Genomic DNA, 18442 nt, shown 5'->3' with positions numbered 1-18442 from the left:
ACTCCCACACCGGTCCAACACCGAAAAGAACTGAACCTTCTGCTCCGGCGTGTATTTCCTCCTGCTGGCAGCTTCTTCCGTTAAAGACGACACGGTCGTTGCAACTCCCAAAAATTCTGGGTGTTGCAACGACCGCTAGAACCCGCCGTGGACCCCGCCTTTTGCTTGCTTGTCAGCGGACCCCGGTTAGGTCCTCTTCCTTGGGTGCTTCGAGGTTGACCTTGGCCTGCTTCTTGATGAAGAACAGGACCAAGCCGACGGCCAGGAACTCTATTTCGAGTCTGGGGAAAGCGGCATAGTCACCATCGACCTGCCCTACGACATTGACTACGGTGCATTGGACACCGGAACGCGCTTCGAGATTCTTTAAGGTAATAGGCGGGTCGGCACCGGGGTGGTTCTATAACAGGTAGGAGTGCGCGGTTGCCTCCCGCGTAGGCGTGCTGAATGTAAACGCCGTTCTATCAACCAGTCCTCGATATGGTCAATGGCGATGAGGTCCCGCATGCCCGCGAGACCCTCAGCATCCTCCACTGGAACATCAGGGTGACATTTAGCGACGCAAAAAGCCCGCCACCTATCGCTGCGATTCACAAGTATGTACTTAAAGCCAAACTGGGTCGCAGTAGACGTCGTCATGAGCGCTCATAACGACGTTAACTGCGACCCGGTTGGGTTAAAACAGGTGGCTTAGCACCTGGCGTGGCCTACGGCTCAGCCCTCAACTCCAAGCTTCGCGAGGATCAGCTCCTTGACGCGGCCGGCGTCGGCCTGCCCGCGGGTCGCCTTCATAACGCCGCCGACGATCGCGCCGATCGCCTGGAGTTTGCCGGCGCGGATCTTGTCCGCGACGTCGGGCTGCGCGGCAAGCGCGGCGTCGATGGCTTCCAGGAGGGGTCCGTCGTCGGAAACGACGGCGAGACCGCGCTTCTCCACGATCTCCGCCGGGGTGCCTTCGCCCGCGAGCACGCCGTCCAGGACCTCGGTGGCCATCTTGTTGTTGATCTTGCCGTCCTCGACCATCCGGTTCAGCTCCACGATGGTGGCGGGCTGGACGCCCAGCTGGCCGGGATCGACGTCGGCGTTCTTGGCACGGCCAACGATCTCGCCCATCCACCACTTACGGGCGACAGAGGCGGAAGCTCCTGCGGCGATGGTTTCCTCGATCTCATCCATAACGCCTGCGTTGACGACGTCGCGGAATTCCAGGTCCGAGTAGCCCCAGTCCGACTGCAGCCGCTTGCGGCGGGCCGCCGGCGGCTCGGGCAGCGTGGCGCGGAGTTCCTCCACCCATTCGCGGGACGCAACGATCGGAACCAGGTCGGGCTCCGGGAAGTAGCGGTAGTCATCGGCGTCCGACTTGGGCCGGCCCGAGGTGGTGGTGCGCGTGTCCTCGTGCCAGTGACGGGTTTCCTGGATGATCGGGTTGCCGGCATCCAGGACGGCTGCGTGCCGCTGGATCTCGTAGCGGACGGCGTGTTCGACGGCGCGCAGCGAGTTGACGTTCTTCGTTTCGGAGCGGATGCCGAAGCGTTCGCGGCCGTGCGGGCGCAGCGAAACGTTCGCGTCGCAGCGCACGTTGCCGCGTTCCATCTTCGCGTCTGACACACCGAGGTTCTTGACGATCTCCCGGACGGCGGCCACGTACGCCTTGGCCAGCTCGGGGGCGCGGGAACCCGCACCCTCGATGGGCTTGGTGACGATCTCCACGAGCGGAACGCCGGAGCGGTTGTAGTCCACCAGCGAGAAGTCGGCACCCTGGATACGGCCGGCGGCCCCGCCCATGTGCGTCAGCTTTCCGGCGTCCTCTTCCATGTGGGCGCGCTCGATCTCCACGCGGAAGATGGTCCCGTCCGACAGTTCGATGTCCAGGTAGCCGTCGTACGCGATGGGGTCCTCGTACTGTGACGTCTGGAAGTTTTTGGGAGTGTCCGGATAGAAGTACTGCTTCCGGGCGAACGTGCAGGATTCAGCGATCTTGCAGTTCAGGGCAAGGCCGATCTTGATCGAGGACTCGATCGCGACCCTGTTCACGACCGGCAGCACACCGGGCATGCCCAGGTCCACCTCGTTGACGTTGGTGTTCGGCTCGTCGCCGAAGACGTTGGGCGCGGAGGAGAACATCTTGGACTTGGTGTTGAGCTCCACGTGGACCTCAAAACCCAGGACGGGATCGTATTTCTCCATGGCCTCTTCGAAGCTCAGGGTTGCGTCCGTGCTCATTATTTTGCCTCCTTGGCGTCAACAAGGGTCTCAACCAACGGCGGTGCCTGGTCCAGGAGCGGGCCGCCCCACTGTGCCTCCAGGAGGGATTCCAGGACAGCACCCACCCGGTAGAGCCGGGCATCCTCGCGGGCCGGAGCCAGCAGCTGGATGCCGACGGGAAGGCCGTCCTCGTCTGCCAGGCCGCCGGGCAGGGTCAGTCCGGGCACACCGGCCAGGTTGGCGGGGATGGTGGCGACGTCGTTGAGGTACATCGCCAGCGGATCATTCAGTTTCTCCCCGAGCTTGAACGCCGTGGTGGGCGCCGTAGGAGAGATCAGGACGTCGGCCTGCGCGAACGCGGCCTCGAAGTCGCGCTGGACCAGGGTGCGGACCTTCTGGGCCGAACCGTAGTACGCGTCATAGTAGCCGGCGCTCAGGGCATAAGTGCCCAGGATGATGCGGCGCTTGACCTCGGCGCCGAAGCCGGCGGCGCGGGTGGCACCCATCACGCGTTCGATGGTCATGGGTCCGTCCTCGGGCAGGACGCGCAGGCCGTACCGGACGCCGTCGAACTTTGCCAGGTTGGAGGAGGCCTCCGACGGCATGATCAGGTAGTAGGCGCCGAGGGCGTACTGGAAGTTGGGGCAGGAGACCTCGACGATTTCCGCACCGGCCTGCTTGAGCAGTTCCAGGGATTCGTTGAAGCGGTTTTCGACGCCAGCCTGGTAGCCCTCGCCGTGGAGTTCCTTGATGATGCCGATCCGCATGCCTTCGACGTTGCCCACGCGGGCGGCAGCGACGAGGTCTGCAAGGGGGTCGGGCAGGGACGTGGAGTCAAAGGGATCATGCCCGCCGATGACCTGGTGCAGCAGCGCCGAGTCCAGGACGGTGCGGGAAACCGGGCCGATCTGGTCCAGCGAGGAAGCCATCGCGATGGCACCGTAGCGGGAAACGCCGCCGTAGGTGGGCTTGACTCCCACGGTGCCGGTGACGGCGCCGGGCTGGCGGATGGATCCGCCGGTGTCCGTGCCGAGCGCCAGCGGGGCCTCAAACGCAGCAACGGCCGCAGCCGAGCCGCCGCCGGAACCGCCGGGGATCCGGTCCAGGTCCCACGGGTTGCGGGTGGGACCGTACGCGGAGTGCTCGGTGGAGGAACCCATGGCGAATTCGTCCAGGTTGGTTTTGCCCAGGATGGGCATTTTGGCGGCGCGGAGGCGCTTGACCACCGTGGCGTCGTAGGGGCTGTGCCAGCCCTCGAGGATCTTGGAGCCCGCAGTGGTGGGCTGGCCGATGGTGACGATGAGGTCCTTGACGGCGATCGGCACGCCAGCGAGGACGTGGAGTTCCTCGGCCGCGGCACCGCCGGCGGCACGGATGGCGTCCACCTCGGCAGCTACGGCGAGCGCTTCTTCGGTGTTCACGTGCAGGAACGCGTTCACGCCGCGTTCGCCGCCGTCGACAGCTGCGATGCGGTCGAGGTACGCCTGGGTGACCTCGACGGAGGTGACCTCGCGGGCGGCCAGCTTGGCGGCCAGCTGCGCGGCCGAGAGGCGGATGAGTTCGTTGGTGTCAGTCATGGTTATGCCTCATCCAGGATTGCCGGGACCTTGAAACGGTTCTCATCGGAATCCGGAGCTCCCGAGAGTGCCTGCTCCGCGGTGAAGGTGTGGCCCACAACGTCCTCGCGGAACACGTTGGTCAGCGGGATCGGGTGGGAGGTTGCCGGGACGTCATCACCGGCGGCTTCACTCACGGACTTCACTGAATCAACGATGACGGCGAGTTCGCCGGCCATCCTGTCCAGCTCTTCAGCACTCATCTCGATGTGAGCGAGCTGCGCGAGGTGCGCAACATCGTCACGGTTGATCGCAGCCATGGATCTCCCCTGCAGGTTCGGATTGTTTTCCGAACCAGTCTAGTGGGGAAACGTCAGTGCCCGTCTGACGACCCCCAGCGGGCGTCAGACGGGCACCTCGGTGCCGTGGTCCCGGTCACGGGGACCGGCCACAGGCAGCTACAGACTAACCGATCCCGATGGCTCCCGTCAGCATTCCCACACCCAACATGACGAGGGAAACCACTGCGGTGCGCCACAGGACCTTTTTGTGGTGGTCGCCGAGGTCCACCTTGGCCAGCGAAACCAGCAGCAGTATGGCCGGAACCAGCGGGCTCTGCAGGTGGAACGGCTGTCCGGTGATGGAGGCACGCGCCATCTCCGCGGCGCTGATTCCGTAGTGTGCGGCGGTCTCGCTGAGCACCGGCAGGACGCCGAAGTAGAAGGCGTCGTTGCTCATGAAGAACGTCATGGGGATGCTGAGGACGCCGGTGATGACGGCCATGAACGGGCCCATGCTGGAGGGGATGATCTGGACCAGCCACGCGGACATGGCCTCGACCATGCCGGTGCCCTTCAGGACGCCGGTGAGGACAGCCGCGGCCATCACCATGCTGACCACGGCCACGATGGACGGTGCGTGGGCGATCAGCTGCTCGCCCTGTTCCTTGACCTTGGGGAAGTTCACCAGCAGTGCAATGGCGGAGCCCACCATGAAGACAAACGGCAGCGGCACGATGTTGGCCACGAGCACCACCATGACGGCGACCGTCAGTCCGAAGTTGAACCAGAACAGCTTGGGGCGCAACGTCCTGCGGTTCGGGTCCAGCGCGGTATCGGCCATGGCGGAATCCCTTTCATCCACCAGAGTTTCGGTGCGTTCCAGGACAGCAACTGAAGGACCTTCCGGAGTGTAGCCGCCGACGGCGGGACTTCCGGTTCCGGGGGAACGTGACCCACTGCGGCCGGTACCGGCGGAGGCAGCGGCGGTGCCGCCGTCGGAAGCGCCGCCGTCGAACTTTTCAGCGGTGAACGGCTCTGCCGTATCCGGCGTTCCCCAGATTTCCGGTGCGGTGGCGCGGAGGCGGTTGCGTTCCTGCAGGCCCAGCAGCCAGGCGAAGCCGAACACGACTACAAGGCCGGCGATGAGGGACGGGATCATCGGGACGAAGACGTCATTGACGTCGAGGTGCAGCGCGGTGGCGGCGCGGGCAGTGGGACCGCCCCACGGCAGGATGTTCATGGTGCCGTTTGCCAGGCCGGCCACGCAGGTGAGGACAACCGGGCTCATCTTCAGGCGCAGGTAGACGGGCAGCATGGCGGCGGTGGTGAGGATGAAGGTAGTGGAGCCGTCGCCGTCCAGGGAGACCGCGGCCGCCAGGATGGCCGTGCCGAGCACCACCTTGGCGGGGTCATTGCCGAGCTTGCGGAGGATGAACTTCACCAGCGGGTCGAACAGCCCCACGTCGATCATCAGGCCGAAGTAGACGATGGCGAACATCAGGAGGGCCGCCGTGGACGTCATGGACTTCATGGACTCCAGGACCATGTCCCCGATGCCCAGTCCGGCACCTGCGAAGAGGCCAAAAACGGTGGGGACGATGATCAGCGCCAGTACTGGCGTCAACTTCTTCGTCATGATCAGCACCATGAATACCGCGATCATTGCGAATCCAAGTAATACCAGCACGGCCGGCTCCTTCTTATGAACAACGCCACCGCAGTGTGACGCGTGCTACAGACATTAGGGTGGCGGGCGTCACGGCCGTGCCTTTGGCTCAATTGATTGGCATACTGCTTATTCGAAGCATTTTGCGCATTGTGCTCACACCCAGGCCCGAGGAAGGGAGGACCGTGCCGCGTTCACCACGCACACGACCGTTGCGGTTCTCCACGCAGACGCTCTTCCTCCAGCTGGGCGTGGTCCTGCTGGTGGTGCTGCTCAGCGCCGCCGTCCACGCCTGGCTGACCTACGACCGTGTGGGCCGCGAGGCGGAAAACCAGGCTCTGACGCTGGCCCGCGCCGTCGCCGCGGATCCTTCCGTGCAGGCTGACGTGCTGGCCATCAGCGCAGGCGCGGGCACTCCCCCGCCCGCCGTGCTCCTCGCCGGGCCGCTGATGGCAGCCGCCGAGGCGATCCGAACCCGGACCGGGGCACTGTTTGTGGTGATCACCGACGAAACCGGCCTGCGCCTGGCGCACCCGGATCCGGACCGGCTGGGCGAGAAGGTCAGCACCGACCCGTCGCAGGCCCTCGCCGGCCAGGAGGTCACGACCAGGAACACCGGGACACTGGGCCCGTCTGCCGGCGCCAAGGTTCCTGTGTACGCGCCCGACACTGGCACGGGCACCGTCGTGGGCGAGGTCAGCGTTGGGTACTCCATGGAGAGCGTGGGCCAAAGCGTTGCGCGCGACATCGGCCCGGTGGGGCTGACCGCCGCAGGTGCGCTGTTGGCGGGCATGCTGGCCTCGTTACTGCTGCGGCGCCGGCTCCAGCGCCTGACGCTGGGGCTGGAGCCCGAGGAAATCAGCACGCTGGTGCACGACCAGGTGGCCGTTTTGCAAGGCGTGGACGACGGCGTCATCGGCGTTTCGGCCGACGGCAGGATCAGCGTGTTCAACGCAGCGGCGCAGCGCCTTTTGGAGCAGCCGGACCTTTCCGGGACGCCGTGGGCCGACGCTCCTGTGCCCGAGCAGCTCAGGGCCCTGACCCGGCCGGACGCTGCGGAGGCGGACGCCATCGAACTCGTAGCCGGCGGCAGTGTCCTGGTGGCCAGCGCGCGCAAGGCCCTGCATCGAAGCGAGGACCTGGGCTGGGTGGTGATGCTCCGGGACCGCACCGAACTCCAGCAGCTCACCCGGCAGCTCGACGCCGTGGGCACCATGTCCACGGCCCTGCGCGCCCAGCGCCACGAATTCGCCAACCAGCTGCACACCATCGCCGGCCTCATGAGCATCGGGCAGCACCAGCAGGCCCGCGAGTACCTGGCCGGGCTGGCCGCCACGGGGCCGCTGAAGTTCCCGGTGGACCAGGCGGAACTGTTGCAGGACCCGTACCTGCAGGCCTTTGTGGGTGCCAAGGGTGTGGAGGCCGATGAGCGCGGCGTGACGCTGCGGATCGGCCCCGAAACCCTGGTCCGCGGCCAGGTCACCGAGCCGCAGGACGTGACCACCGTACTGGGCAACCTGATCGACAACGCGGTGAACGCCGCCGTCTCGGGCTCCTCCCCGGACCGCTGGGTGGAGCTGGAGGTGCTGGATGAACCGCACAACGACGGCGGGACGCTGCACATCGTCGTCGCCGATTCCGGCGACGGGCTGGCCGCCGGGACGAATGCGGAAGCGGTCTTCGCCGAGGGATTTACGACGGCGGCTGGCCCAGTAGTGCCGGCTCCGGCGGCTGCCGGCGGACGGAATGGCGGACGGAGTGGCGGGCAGGGGCTGGGCCTGGCCCTGGCCCGGAAGCTGGCCCGGCGCCGCGGCGGGGACGTCCGCTTGCTGGAGCCGGGGACACCGGGCGGACCCGGTGCCGTGTTTATGGCTTCCCTGCCACGCACAACGGCCGGGACCACCGCCGGGACACCTGCGGGGACCCAGGATTTAGCCGGAAAGGACAATAATGCCTGAGGATTTCAGGGTGCTGATTGTGGACGACGATTTCCACGTGGCCAAGCTGCACGCAACGTATGTGGATTCGGTGGCGGGATTCCTGGCGCTGGCGCCGGTGGGGTCGGCATCCCTGGCGCTGCAGGCGATCCACAGCCTCCGCCCGGACCTGGTGCTGCTGGATGTCTACCTGCCGGACGCCTCAGGCCTCGACCTGCTGCAGCAGCTGGACGTGGACACCATGATCCTGAGTGCCGCATCGGACGCCGAGTCGCTGCGGAAAGCGTTCCGCCGCGGCGCCCTCGGGTACCTGTTGAAGCCCTTTACCGCCGAGTCGCTCTCGCAGCAGCTACGTTCGTATGCCCGATACCGCAGGCTGCTGGGCCAGCCCGGGGCCCTGCACCAGGGCTCCGTGGAGCGGGCCAAACGGGCGCTGATCCCGGGGGACGTGACGCCGGCGGCCAAACCCCGCTCCGCCACCGAGGCCGCGGTGTTGGAATCGCTGGTTGCCGGCGAACAGTATTCGGCGGTCGAGGTGGCCACCCGCGTGGGGGTTTCCCGGGCCACGGCGCAAAGGTACCTGTCCTCGCTGGCCGACGACGGCGCCGTCGACATCCAACTGCGCTACGGAACCACCGGACGCCCCGAACACCGCTACAGCCTCCCGGCCCAGTAGCTGCACCCCCTTGAGCGAGGCCTGCTAGCTGGCGCTCTTCTGGGCCACGAGCTCGATTTCGACGAGCATCTTCGGGTCAAGGAACGGCAGGACGTGCACGAGGGCCAGCGTGGGGCGGATCTCGCCGAAGACTTCGCCGTGGGCGCGGCCGGCTTCTTCCCATTTGCTGATGTCCGTCAGGTACAGCTTGGACTGGACCACGTCTTCGAAGCTGAAGCCGGCATCGGCCAGGACCACGCCGAGCTTCTGCAGGATGTACTGGGTCTGCGTGTAGAAGTCCTCGCCCACAATGCCGTCCTCGCCGCTGGCGGCCGTGGCGGAAATGTAGAGCGTGTTGTCCACCTGGACGGCGCGGGAGTAGCCGAGAGTCTGCTCCCAGACGGAGCCGGTGCCGAATGTTTTGCGCATGGTGGGCCTTTCAGTGCCGAAAACGAGTCGGCACCACTTTAGGTTGACTGGACGTCAAGCCGGTAAACCAGCAGCTTTATGTCGGTGCCCGGAATCAGCCAGTCGCGCTCGGGGACTCGTTTGAAGCCTGTCTTCCGGTAGAGGCCATGGGCGCTCTCCCAGGTCCCGCCGGTGGTGAGGGCCACGCCCGCGATCCCCTCCAGCGATTTCGCATGCGCAATGATGGCTTCCACCATGGCCTTGCCTGCGCCGCTGCGCTGCACCGCCGGATCCACCACCAGCATCCGGAACTCCAGCTCATCAGGGAGGGCGATGTCGGCGAACGGTTCACCTGCCAGTGCCAGCGTCACGGAACCCACCACCTGCCGGTCACGCTCGGCAACCCAGATCGTGGCCTTCGCCGCACGGGCGGCAACATCCTGGATCTGCTGCATATAGGGATGGTCCGCGCTGTCGAAATACCCGGCTGCCAGGTAAGAGTCCACGGTGATCCTGGCGATGGCCTGGAAGTCTGCCTCAACGGCCGGTCGGATGGTTATTTGCGATTGCACCTGACAATGTTAGTGGCGCAGCACCGTCACAGCGGAAACTTGCCGGACAGCGCCAAGGTCCCGGCGCAGGTCCAGGCGGCCAGCCTGTCCTCGTCTGCGGGTCCGCCGTCCAGCGGACTGGCCAGCCGGGGACGCCGGACCCAGCAACCGGCTTCCTCGGCAATCAACGCACCGGCGGAGAAGTCATGTTCGTTGAGCCCGCGCTCGCCGTAGGCGTCGTGGGTTCCGTCAGCCACCATGCAGAGGTCCAGCGCCGCGGAGCCCAGCCGCCGGACGTCGGCGAATCCATCCATGAGACTGCCCAGCAGTGCAGCCTGCTCGGCGCGGATGGCGGGGTCGTAACTGAAGCCGGTGGCGAGGATCTGCCCGGCGCGGTCCGGCGCCGGGCCCTGGAGCTGGGTCACCCGGCCGCCTTCTTCCAGCCACGCACCCTGGCCGCGGGCAGCGTAGTAGACGCGGCCCAGCGCCGGGGCGTTGACGACGCCGGCCAGCCAGACGCCGTCGGCATCCGCCACTGCCACGGAGGTGGCGTAGTAGACGATGTTCCGGATGAAGTTGGTGGTACCGTCCAGCGGGTCGATGGACCAGCGATAACCGGTGGGGGCCGCGGGCCGGGTGGTCCCATGCTCCTCCCCCGTGATGGTGTCCTGTGGACGGGCGGCCGTGATGGCATCCCGGACGGCATTCTCCGCGTCGACATCAAAGGCCGTAACCCAGTCGCCGGCGTCGCCCTTGTTGCTGACGTCAAGCGTCTCCCCATTGCGGGAAGCCAGCACGGCGGCGCCGGCGGCGGCTGCTTGCCGGGCCACCGCAAGCAATTCGGTGTTGAGATCCGGATGGCTCATTCGGCTGCCTCTTCTGATTCTGTGGGCGTCGGTGCGGGTCTGACTTCGGCAGCGGGGGCCGGGCCGTTCGCAAGGAGCTCCCGGAAGCCGTCCTCGTCCAGGACCGGAATTCCGAGCTGTTCGGCTTTGTCCAGTTTGGTGCCGGCGCTTTCGCCGGCGACGACGTAGCTGGTGTTTTTCGAGACCGAGCCCGCCGCTTTGCCGCCGCGGATGAGGATCGCTTCCTTCGCCTCGTCCCTGCTGAAGTTCGGCAGGGAGCCGGTAACCACAATCGTCAGACCTTCCAGCGTGCGCGGCGTGGATTCGTCGCGCTCATCCGCCATGCGGACCCCGGCCGCGGCCCAGCGGTCAACGATTTCCACGTGCCAGTCCTCGGCGAACCATTCCTTCAGCGCGGCCGCGATGGTGGGCCCCACGCCGTCCACATGGGCCAGGTCCTCCTCGGAGGCGTTCCGGATGCCGTCCATGGTGCCGAACGCGGTGGCCAGGGCGCGTGAGGCGCGCGGACCAACGTGCCGGATGGACAGGGCAACGAGCACCCGCCACAGGGGCTGCGTCTTGGCTTTGGTCAGTTCGTCGAACAGCTTGTTCGTGGTTGCCGTGGGCTTGGATGGCGTCTTGGCCGTTGCCTTTGTCCAGAAGTACGGGACCAGCTCGAAGACGCCGGTGCCCTCGCCCTTGGAACGCTTCTCGCGCAGGATCCGCACGTGCTCCAGGTCCGCCGCGGTAAGGGAGAAGAGCTCCGCTTCGCTCACTAGCGGGCCGGGCTTGGGCTCGGCCGGATCAGTAAGGGCCACAGCAGCTTCCCCGCCGAGGGCCTCGATGTCGAAGGCACCGCGGCCGGCCAGGTGCGCGACGCGCTCCGTCAGCTGGATGGGGCAGGATCTGGAATTGGGACAGCGGATGTCGATGTCGCCTTCCTTGGAGGGGGCGAGCTCCGTGCCACAGGAGGGGCATTCGGTGGGCATCACGAAGTCACGCAGTTCGCCCTCACGGCCTTTGCGCAGCGCCAGCACGGGGCCGACGATCTCCGGGATGACGTCTCCGGCCTTGCGCAGCACCACGATGTCGCCGATCAGCACGCCCTTGGCCTTGACCACGTCCTGGTTGTGCAGCGTGGCACGGGCCACGGTGGAACCGGCCACCTTCACCGGCTCCAGCACCCCGAACGGGGTCACACGGCCGGTACGGCCCACCTGGACACGAATGTCCAGCAGCCGGGTATGGACCTCTTCCGGCGGGTACTTGTAGGCGACGGCCCAGCGGGGAACGCGTGAGGTGTAGCCGAGGGCACGTTGCGTGGCGAGATCATCGACCTTGACCACAATGCCGTCTATTTCGTGCATCAGGTTGTGCCGTTGTTCGCCGTAGCGCTTGATGAAGGCAAGGATCTCCGGCAGGCCCCCGAGCACCTCGAAGTACGGGCTGACGGGAAGGCCCCACTGTTCCAGCACGGCGTAGGTCTGGGACTGGCTCAGGGTTTCCAGCCCTTCGCGCGCACCAATGCCATGGACAAACATCCGCAACGGACGCTTGGCGGTTTCCGCCGGATCCTTTTGCCTGATCGAACCGGCGGCGGCATTCCGGGGGTTGGCCAGCGGCGCCTTGCCGGCTTCGATCAGTGCCTCATTGAATTCCGCAAAAGCCTTGGAAGGGATGAAGACCTCGCCCCGGATTTCCACCTCCGGGGGAAATCCGGTGCCCGTAAGTTCGGTTGGGATTTCCTTGATGGTCAGGACGTTGTGGGTGATGTCTTCACCCGTGGTTCCGTCACCCCTGGTGGCCGCCCGGACCAGTTTCCCGTCGCGGTACAACAGGTTGACGGCGAGGCCGTCAATCTTCAGTTCCGTGAGCCATGCCAGCTGAGCCGTGTCCCCCAGCTTGCTGACGCTGGCCTCGGCCTTGGTGATCCAGGCCTCCAGCTCCTCCAGGGAAAAGACGTCCTCGAGGCTGTACATCCGCTGCAGATGTTCGACGGCGGCGAACGCGGCTGAGACTTCCCCGCCAACCTCCTGCGTGGGCGAATCATTGGCTACCAGCTCCGGATGCAGGGCCTCGATCTCCTCCAGGCGCCGGAACAGTTCGTCGAATTCGGCGTCGGAGACCAGGGGTTCGTCCTCCTGGTAATACGCAAACCGGTACTTCCTGACCAGGTCCGTCAGGTTCTCATATTCGTCGCGCACTGACCCGGCGGGGACGGCGTCCGGCTCGGTTAGTTCCTCAGTGCTGTTTGCTGTTTCCTCTGCGGGGACCGGTGCTGTGCTCACAGACCTATCTTGCCTTACCGCCCCGACATTGCGCCCAAACGCCCACTGCGCCGCCGTGCCCCTGCCGTTAAGTGCCGCGGGGCCCGGTGGGCACGGAACGCCCCCCCATGTAGGTAGCAGTAACTGTCGTTATGAGCGCTCATAACGACAGTTACTGCTACCTAGTTGGGAAGGTCGGGGCTGGCGACAAGCTCGATCACCCGACAACCAAGGTCAGTGTGAGGCGAGGCGGTTCCGGCTCCACCAGGCGAAGGCGAGGCCGGCGACTCCCACCAGCAGCACGCCCGCCATGATGGCCAGCAGGCCGGGGCCGCCGAAGAGCCCGGAGCCGTCGTTCCGGGAAACGGCGGCGGCCTGTGTGGGCTTGGCCGACTTGGTGACTGGCTTGTTCCAGTTCGGTTCCGTGGATGGGGTTGCGGACGACGGCGGGCTGGGGATGGTGGTGCTGGGCGCGGCCGACGGCGATTCCTCAGTCGGCGAAGCGCTCGGTTCCGGGGCGAGGGTGGGAACCGTTACCGGTGCTGGCGCCGCGGGCGGCGGTGCCGGGGGCTGCGTTGGGACGACTGGGGACGGGACTACCGGCGGCACTTCAGGTTTGCCCTTGCCCGGATCATTAGGCTCAGTGCTGGCCGTTTCACAGTTCAGCAGGCACAACTGCGGCGTGGGTTCGCCGTCTTCGGCCTGCGCCGGGACCGCCGCCGGGAGGCCAACCAGGAGCGCCAGGACCGCAGCAGCCGTGGCAGCGGACACGTCGCGGCGCACGGATGAGGATCGGATCATGGTTACCTTTTCGACAGCGCGCGGCACCCCTCCGCAACGAAACAGTGTTTCCGGTAGTCTCCTACAACGCGCCACGGGCCCGCAAATCCAGTGGATCTACGGGCCCGTGGAAGTTAACGGCTCAGCCCCTGTTTTCCGGCGGCAGGGCAATCTGCAGTTTGCGTGCCTTGCCGCGTCCCACGATATAGCCGCGGCCGGGTATGAACTCCGGGCTGACCCGGCCCAGCGACGTGTTGAGCAGGCTGTCCCCTTCGATGTCGCCCGGGTTGATGAGCAGGCCCCGGCGTCCGGATTTGAAGGGCTGGGACAGCGACCAGGCGGAGGACCAGGTTGACGTTTCCGATTCCCCGATGACCCACTGATCGGCCTTGATGGACGCCGTCACGAGCTGCGAAACGCCCGCTTCCGCCACGGTATCCGTGAACTCGGTCAGGCCCTCGATGAAGATCGCCAGCTTCCCGGGGTTCCCGGAAGAGTGCTCCGTGAGGTCCTCGATGATCTCGGCCAGGTCATCGGCACCCACCACGGAACGGTTCCAGAGCGGCAGCGACGCCACCGCGGACCGGCGGGAGCCGATGTACACAAGCTCCGTGTCCGGATTGGACCGGCGCAGCGCGTAGGCCAGGGTCACCAGCGCCACCGTCCTGCCCGCCCCTGGCGGACCTGCCAGAAGCAGCGGTCCCTGGGCCATGATCTCGGCCGGCTGCAGGGTTTCGTCGTCGACGCCGATGACGGGCAGGTCCGGGCTGCCGGGAGGCAGCACGTCCAGATCCACCAGTTCGGGAAGCCGCTGGATTTTCGGTGCCGATTCCAGCCCCTGGCGCAGCATCGCCTGGCTGAGCTTGTGGACTTCGCGGGCCTGCAGCGCCAGGTTCGAGTTGCCGCCCAGGACGGCCAGCTGGACCTCGTAGCCGCCCAGCATGCCGCGCCCCGGCGGTGAGGAGCCGGTGAGGACGTCCTTCGCCACGTCCATGGACATGTAGTCGTCCTCGGACGTCAGCCGCAGCACCAGCCGGCGCTGGATGGAAGCCAGCAACGACGCCGGTATGGCGTTCGGCCGGTCACCGGTGACCACCAAGTGGATCCCCAGGGGACGGCCGTCGGTGGCCAGCTGCAGGAAGACGTCCCAGAGTGCGGACAGGCGGCTGAATTCGTACGTTTCGCGGAACGCCGATATACCGTCCAGCAGCACGAAGATCCGCTTCTCGTCCGGGCGGTTGGCAAGGGTCCGGTATTCGACGATGGTGGAGGCCCTGACCTCGGCGAACCGGGCTGACCTTTCGTCGGCGATGTCCCGGAGCAGGCGGAGCAGCCGGCCGACGCGTTCGACGTCGTCACCGTTGATGATCTCGCCGACGTGCGGCAGCTCTTCAAGCATCTTCAGCCCGGAGGAGCCACAATCGATCCCGTAAATGTGCACGGGCCCGCCGCGGGGCGTGACGGCGGCGGCAATCGCAATGCCGCGCAGGGCAGCGGATTTTCCGGAGCCGCCTGTGCCGTAGATGGCCATGTTCCCGTCCTGGTCCGGCTCGTAAAACACCGTGGGCTGTTCCTGGCGGGCAGGATCATCCGCCACACCCAGCAGCAGCCGTTCGTCCGTCCGGGGGTTCGGGAGCTTGGAAAAGTCGTACGTCTTGGCCAGCTCGTCCAGCCACGGTTTGCGCGGCGGCCGGATGGCCAGCGATTCCGCGGCCCGGACGATGTTGGTGGTCATCCTGGCGATGTCGTTGGGGCCGGGCGGAGCTTCCTTGACGGGCTTCTCCGGGGCCGGCGCCTCCCAGCTGGGCCCTGACCCGAAGGCCATTTCCACGATGTCGATCTGCGGACGCTGGGGCTTCTCCGTGGTCCAGCCGCCGGCATAGCCGGTCTGGAACCCCTGGATACGGCCGGGCCCGGTCTTGGCGGCGCCGCGGCCCGGGATGGACGGGTCGAAGTACGCCGCATCAGGCACGCCCAGGATGTCGGTGGCGTCATCCTCATCCGCCATGCGCAAGGCAACCCGGAGGTTCGTGTTGGCGCGCAGGCTGTCCTTGATGACGCCGGCGGGACGCTGCGTGGCCAGGATCAGGTGCAGGCCCAGTGACCGGCCACGGGCAGCAACGTCCACCACACCGTCCACAAATTCGGGAACTTCGGTGGCCAGCGCCGCAAATTCGTCCACCACGATGATCAGGTACGGCGGCGCTTCGGGGTCGGCTTCGCGCTGGAGCCCCAGCAGGTCCTTGGCCTTCTTGCGGTTCAGCAGGTGCTCGCGGTAGTGCAGCTCCGCCCGGAGGGAGGTCAGGGCGCGGCGGACCAAGTGCTGGGAGAGGTCGGTGACCAGGCCCACGGTGTGAGGCAGGCTGAGGCAATCGGCAAACGCCGCCCCGCCCTTGTAGTCCACAAAAAGGAAGCTCACGCGGTCCGGGCTGTACGCGGCAGCCATGCCCATGACCCAGGACTGCAGGAACTCCGATTTGCCGGCGCCGGTGGTGCCGCCCACCAGCGCGTGCGGGCCCTCGTTCTTCAGGTCCAGGTAAAGCGGCTCGATGCCCTTGGAACCCACCAGCGCCCGGAGGGTCCCGTTGTCCTTCCGGTTCGGAACCGCGGAGGCATGGACTGAATTGTTCTCCACCCAGCGCTCCGCCACGGCCTGCGGGGTGTCCAGGAAGTCCTTGCCGATCAGCGTGGCGTAGGACACCGCGCGCGGCAGGTCGGAGTCGTCGCTGACCGGCTTGCCCACGTCCACTACGGGCGCCAGCATCCGGGCCAGCTGCGCGGCCAGGTCAGCGTCAAGGCTTTCGCAGCTCACGGGGTACGTGTGCCGTCCCAGCCGCACCTGCCCGGTGGTGGTGCCGTTTTCGCCGTCCACCACCATAAAGTCCCGGCAGGCCGCCGGAAGCGCCTGGATGTCGGTGGCCACCCACATCACGTGGACGCCGGAGTCCGGTCCGCGCTCGGCGAGTCGGGTCAGCCTGCCCCGGTCCACAGGCGCGTCGTCCTCGACGATGACCAGGACCGCCGGCAGCACAGGCACCGGGACCTCGTCCTTGGCAGGGTCCACGGATCCCCGGTGTTCCGGGGTGGAGCGCTTGGCCAGGGCTTCGCGTGCGTCGAGCAGGTCCTCGAGCCTGGCCACGAGGGAGGAGCCGCTGGCTGAACCGGCAGCCAGGTGGTCGCCGTTGAGGGGGCTGTGGCCGGAGCCCACGTGGGGCAGCCACTGCAGCCAGTCCCAGCGCTGCCGGGATTGCGCCGACGTAATGGCTGTCACCACGGCCTCGGCCGGCGAGTGCAGGCCCACGAACTGCAGGACCATGCCGCGGGCAACGTCGTCCACCAGGCCCCGGGCACCGGCCACGCCGAAGGACCCGGCCGTGCGCAGCTGGGAGACCAGGGGGACACCCTCGATGTCCCTGAACTGCTTCAGGCAGTCCTGGATCTCACGCATGAATTCAGCTTCGGTGTCGTTGCTGGGGGGTTCCTCGAACAGGATGCGTGATGTGCCGGTGCCGAGCCCGAACCGCAGGCCCAGGAAACCGGTGTGCTCGGGGCGGTGGGTCCACAGCAGCGGACCGAGTTTGTAGATGGAATCCACGGTGTCGCTGACCGACGGTGCTTCCTGCAGGCGGACCGCGCGTTCCACGTGCTGCAGTTCGGTGATGTCCTGCCGGAACGCCGCCATGGACTCCCGGAACTGTTTGAGCTGTTCCTTCTGCTGGCGCCTGGTCTGCATCTTGTGGTCCACGTAGTGACCCACAATGAACAGCGGCATCATCATCATGAACACCACCGAGAGGATGTTCCGCGTGACCGCGAACACGATGCCGCCCATCAACAGCGGCGCCATCAGCATGATGTACGGGAACGGCTGGTGGTCCGGACGCTTGGGTCCGGCCGGTGGCACGCGCTTGGGCGCCTCAAAGCGGGGAACCACCCGCGGGGAGCGGTTGAAATCGACAAGGGGCGACGTCGGTGCTGCCGCCTGGTTGTGGCCCAGCGGCACCACGGTGACGGTGGTCTCCCCCAGCGTCACCGTGTCCGAGGAGTTCAGGGTGGCCCGGGTGACCGGCAGTCCGTCCATCAGGAGGCCGTTGGCGGAGTTCGTGTCCACGATCTCCACGCCCTCGCCCACGGTGATGCGGGCGTGGCGTTTGGAGGTCAGAGGGTCCGTGAGCCGGATGTCCACGTCCCGGTCCCGGCCGATGTAGCTGGTGCCGGAAGGCAGCGAAAACTCCTGGCCGGCGTCGGGCCCGGAAAGGATCCGCAGCGTGGCTGCGGCGGGTCCGCGGCTGGCGCCGGGCGCGTTGAAGAGTTCGCTGACCTCGGTCAGGGACACCACGGAGCCGGGGCGCAGGCCCGATTCCAGGAGGTTGTCCGTGCGGGTCAGGACGCTGCCGCGCATGCCGCCGCCCACAAAGGCCTCGTCGATGCGGAGCGAAAGGTTTTCCGGTGCCGGCGATCCTTTGCGGTCGGGGTCCGCGACCCAGAGCTGCGTGGCGATATCCGCCACCGTGGCCAGGCCGTCTACGGTGACGGCCAGGTCCTTGGTTTCCGCCGGGTCCCGGCGGAGTGTCAGCCGGATCCTCATCCTTCGTCCACGCCCCTCATCTTTTCCAGTAAGTACAAGTCATCGGGCGTGACGAGGTGGGAGGTAACTGCGTGTTCGACGAGCCTCGCGCGCCGGTTGGTGGCCAGTTTCCCGCCGCCGCCTCGGAGGCCCACCACACCCACTCGGTCAAGTTTGTCGCAGACGTTATCCAGCTTCCGGTTGAACCGGGTCAGTGCCCAGCCCAGGGTCTTGGCCGCTGCAGCCGAGGACGGGATGGCGCTGAATCCGGTCCCTTCGCGCCGCAGCATGGGTTCGGCCAGGGCCACAATGAGGGCCCTCTGCGAGTCGGTGAAGACCACGGGGCCGATGGTGGTGTCGCCGTTGCTGTCGTCCTCCCGTGATTCCTGGCGGAAGGACGGCGTCTTAAGGTGGACGGCGAACTCATACGTGGTGGGCCCGGCGGTGAAAATGACGTTCGTGTGGCTGAACACCAGAGGGATGCGCGCCCCCGGCGACAGCCAGGCCTGCATCCCGCCTGAGCCGTCGGCGACGGTGGCGGACAGCATCCCGCCCACGTTGCTCAGCCACCAGATCCCGTCGTAGCGGGCCACCTGCAGGAACTGGCGGTGAAGGTACGGGTTGTCGTCCACTTCAAGGTCGCCTTCGCGGCCGATGTTGAAGATTTCCTCATCGGATGGTTCGTACCATTCACCACAGAAATCTATTGCTAGATCCCCCATTT

At 66.5% G+C, this 18442-nt stretch carries 13 protein-coding genes; 2 read left to right on the top strand and 11 right to left on the bottom strand.

The annotated features are described in order from the left end of the window. Nucleotides 1-714: 714 nt before the first annotated feature. The 4 genes from gatB to CXR02_RS05520 all read right to left on the bottom strand — a co-directional run bounded on the left by gatB (nucleotide 715) and on the right by CXR02_RS05520 (nucleotide 5729). Nucleotides 715-2223 carry an Asp-tRNA(Asn)/Glu-tRNA(Gln) amidotransferase subunit GatB gene (gatB, locus tag CXR02_RS05535; RefSeq protein WP_058929563.1) on the bottom strand — a complete coding sequence of 503 codons (1509 nt, stop codon included), beginning with the start codon at nucleotides 2221-2223 and terminating at the stop codon, nucleotides 715-717. Next, nucleotides 2223-3782, bottom strand: coding sequence for an Asp-tRNA(Asn)/Glu-tRNA(Gln) amidotransferase subunit GatA (gene gatA, locus CXR02_RS05530; protein ID WP_104061071.1), 1560 nt, complete (start codon nucleotides 3780-3782; stop codon nucleotides 2223-2225). The genes gatB and gatA overlap by 1 nt, the downstream gene beginning before the upstream one ends. Nucleotides 3783-3784: 2 nt before the next feature. After that, on the bottom strand, nucleotides 3785-4081 hold the full coding sequence (gatC, locus tag CXR02_RS05525; protein WP_056348187.1) for an Asp-tRNA(Asn)/Glu-tRNA(Gln) amidotransferase subunit GatC: 297 nt from the start codon (nucleotides 4079-4081) through the stop codon (nucleotides 3785-3787). A 145-nt stretch (nucleotides 4082-4226) separates the two neighbouring features. Then, complete coding sequence (locus CXR02_RS05520; protein WP_104061070.1) at nucleotides 4227-5729, bottom strand: CitMHS family transporter; 1503 nt, start codon at nucleotides 5727-5729, stop codon at nucleotides 4227-4229. A 164-nt stretch (nucleotides 5730-5893) separates the two neighbouring features. On the opposite strand from CXR02_RS05520, the gene CXR02_RS05515 reads away from it, so the two are divergent. Next, nucleotides 5894-7666 carry an ATP-binding protein gene (locus CXR02_RS05515; RefSeq protein WP_258060819.1) on the top strand — a complete coding sequence of 591 codons (1773 nt, stop codon included), beginning with the start codon at nucleotides 5894-5896 and terminating at the stop codon, nucleotides 7664-7666. Then, nucleotides 7659-8321 carry a response regulator gene (locus CXR02_RS05510; RefSeq protein WP_104061068.1) on the top strand — a complete coding sequence of 221 codons (663 nt, stop codon included), beginning with the start codon at nucleotides 7659-7661 and terminating at the stop codon, nucleotides 8319-8321. The genes CXR02_RS05515 and CXR02_RS05510 overlap by 8 nt, the downstream gene beginning before the upstream one ends. A gap of 24 nt (nucleotides 8322-8345) precedes the next feature. Here CXR02_RS05510 and CXR02_RS05505 read toward each other — a convergent pair whose 3' ends face one another. The 7 genes from CXR02_RS05505 to CXR02_RS05475 form a co-directional block, all read right to left on the bottom strand. Continuing rightward, nucleotides 8346-8729 carry a RidA family protein gene (locus CXR02_RS05505; RefSeq protein ID WP_058929567.1) on the bottom strand — a complete coding sequence of 128 codons (384 nt, stop codon included), beginning with the start codon at nucleotides 8727-8729 and terminating at the stop codon, nucleotides 8346-8348. A 38-nt stretch (nucleotides 8730-8767) separates the two neighbouring features. Then, nucleotides 8768-9280 carry a GNAT family N-acetyltransferase gene (locus tag CXR02_RS05500; RefSeq protein WP_104061067.1) on the bottom strand — a complete coding sequence of 171 codons (513 nt, stop codon included), beginning with the start codon at nucleotides 9278-9280 and terminating at the stop codon, nucleotides 8768-8770. Between the two features lie 26 nt (nucleotides 9281-9306). Next, complete coding sequence (locus CXR02_RS05495) at nucleotides 9307-10125, bottom strand: inositol monophosphatase family protein (protein ID WP_104061066.1); 819 nt, start codon at nucleotides 10123-10125, stop codon at nucleotides 9307-9309. After that, the gene (gene ligA, locus CXR02_RS05490; protein ID WP_104061065.1) at nucleotides 10122-12392 is read right to left on the bottom strand and encodes an NAD-dependent DNA ligase LigA; all 2271 of its coding nucleotides are present in this window, start codon (nucleotides 12390-12392) and stop codon (nucleotides 10122-10124) included. Before ligA ends, CXR02_RS05495 begins: the two co-directional genes overlap by 4 nt. 213 nt (nucleotides 12393-12605) lie before the next feature. Next, the gene (locus CXR02_RS05485) at nucleotides 12606-13172 is read right to left on the bottom strand and encodes a hypothetical protein (RefSeq protein WP_146072472.1); all 567 of its coding nucleotides are present in this window, start codon (nucleotides 13170-13172) and stop codon (nucleotides 12606-12608) included. 121 nt (nucleotides 13173-13293) lie between these two features. Further along, nucleotides 13294-17739, bottom strand: coding sequence for an FtsK/SpoIIIE domain-containing protein (locus CXR02_RS05480; protein ID WP_104061063.1), 4446 nt, complete (start codon nucleotides 17737-17739; stop codon nucleotides 13294-13296). Then, nucleotides 17736-18440: a hypothetical protein gene (locus tag CXR02_RS05475; RefSeq protein WP_104061062.1), complete on the bottom strand. Its 705-nt coding sequence runs from the start codon at nucleotides 18438-18440 to the stop codon at nucleotides 17736-17738. The genes CXR02_RS05480 and CXR02_RS05475 overlap by 4 nt, the downstream gene beginning before the upstream one ends. Nucleotides 18441-18442 lie beyond the last annotated feature (2 nt).

This window comes from Arthrobacter sp. 4R501, from assembly GCF_002929755.1.
GTDB lineage: Bacteria > Actinomycetota > Actinomycetes > Actinomycetales > Micrococcaceae > Arthrobacter.
Note: the sequence above shows the minus strand (reverse complement) of the source record. Positions and strands in the feature narration are given on the sequence as shown.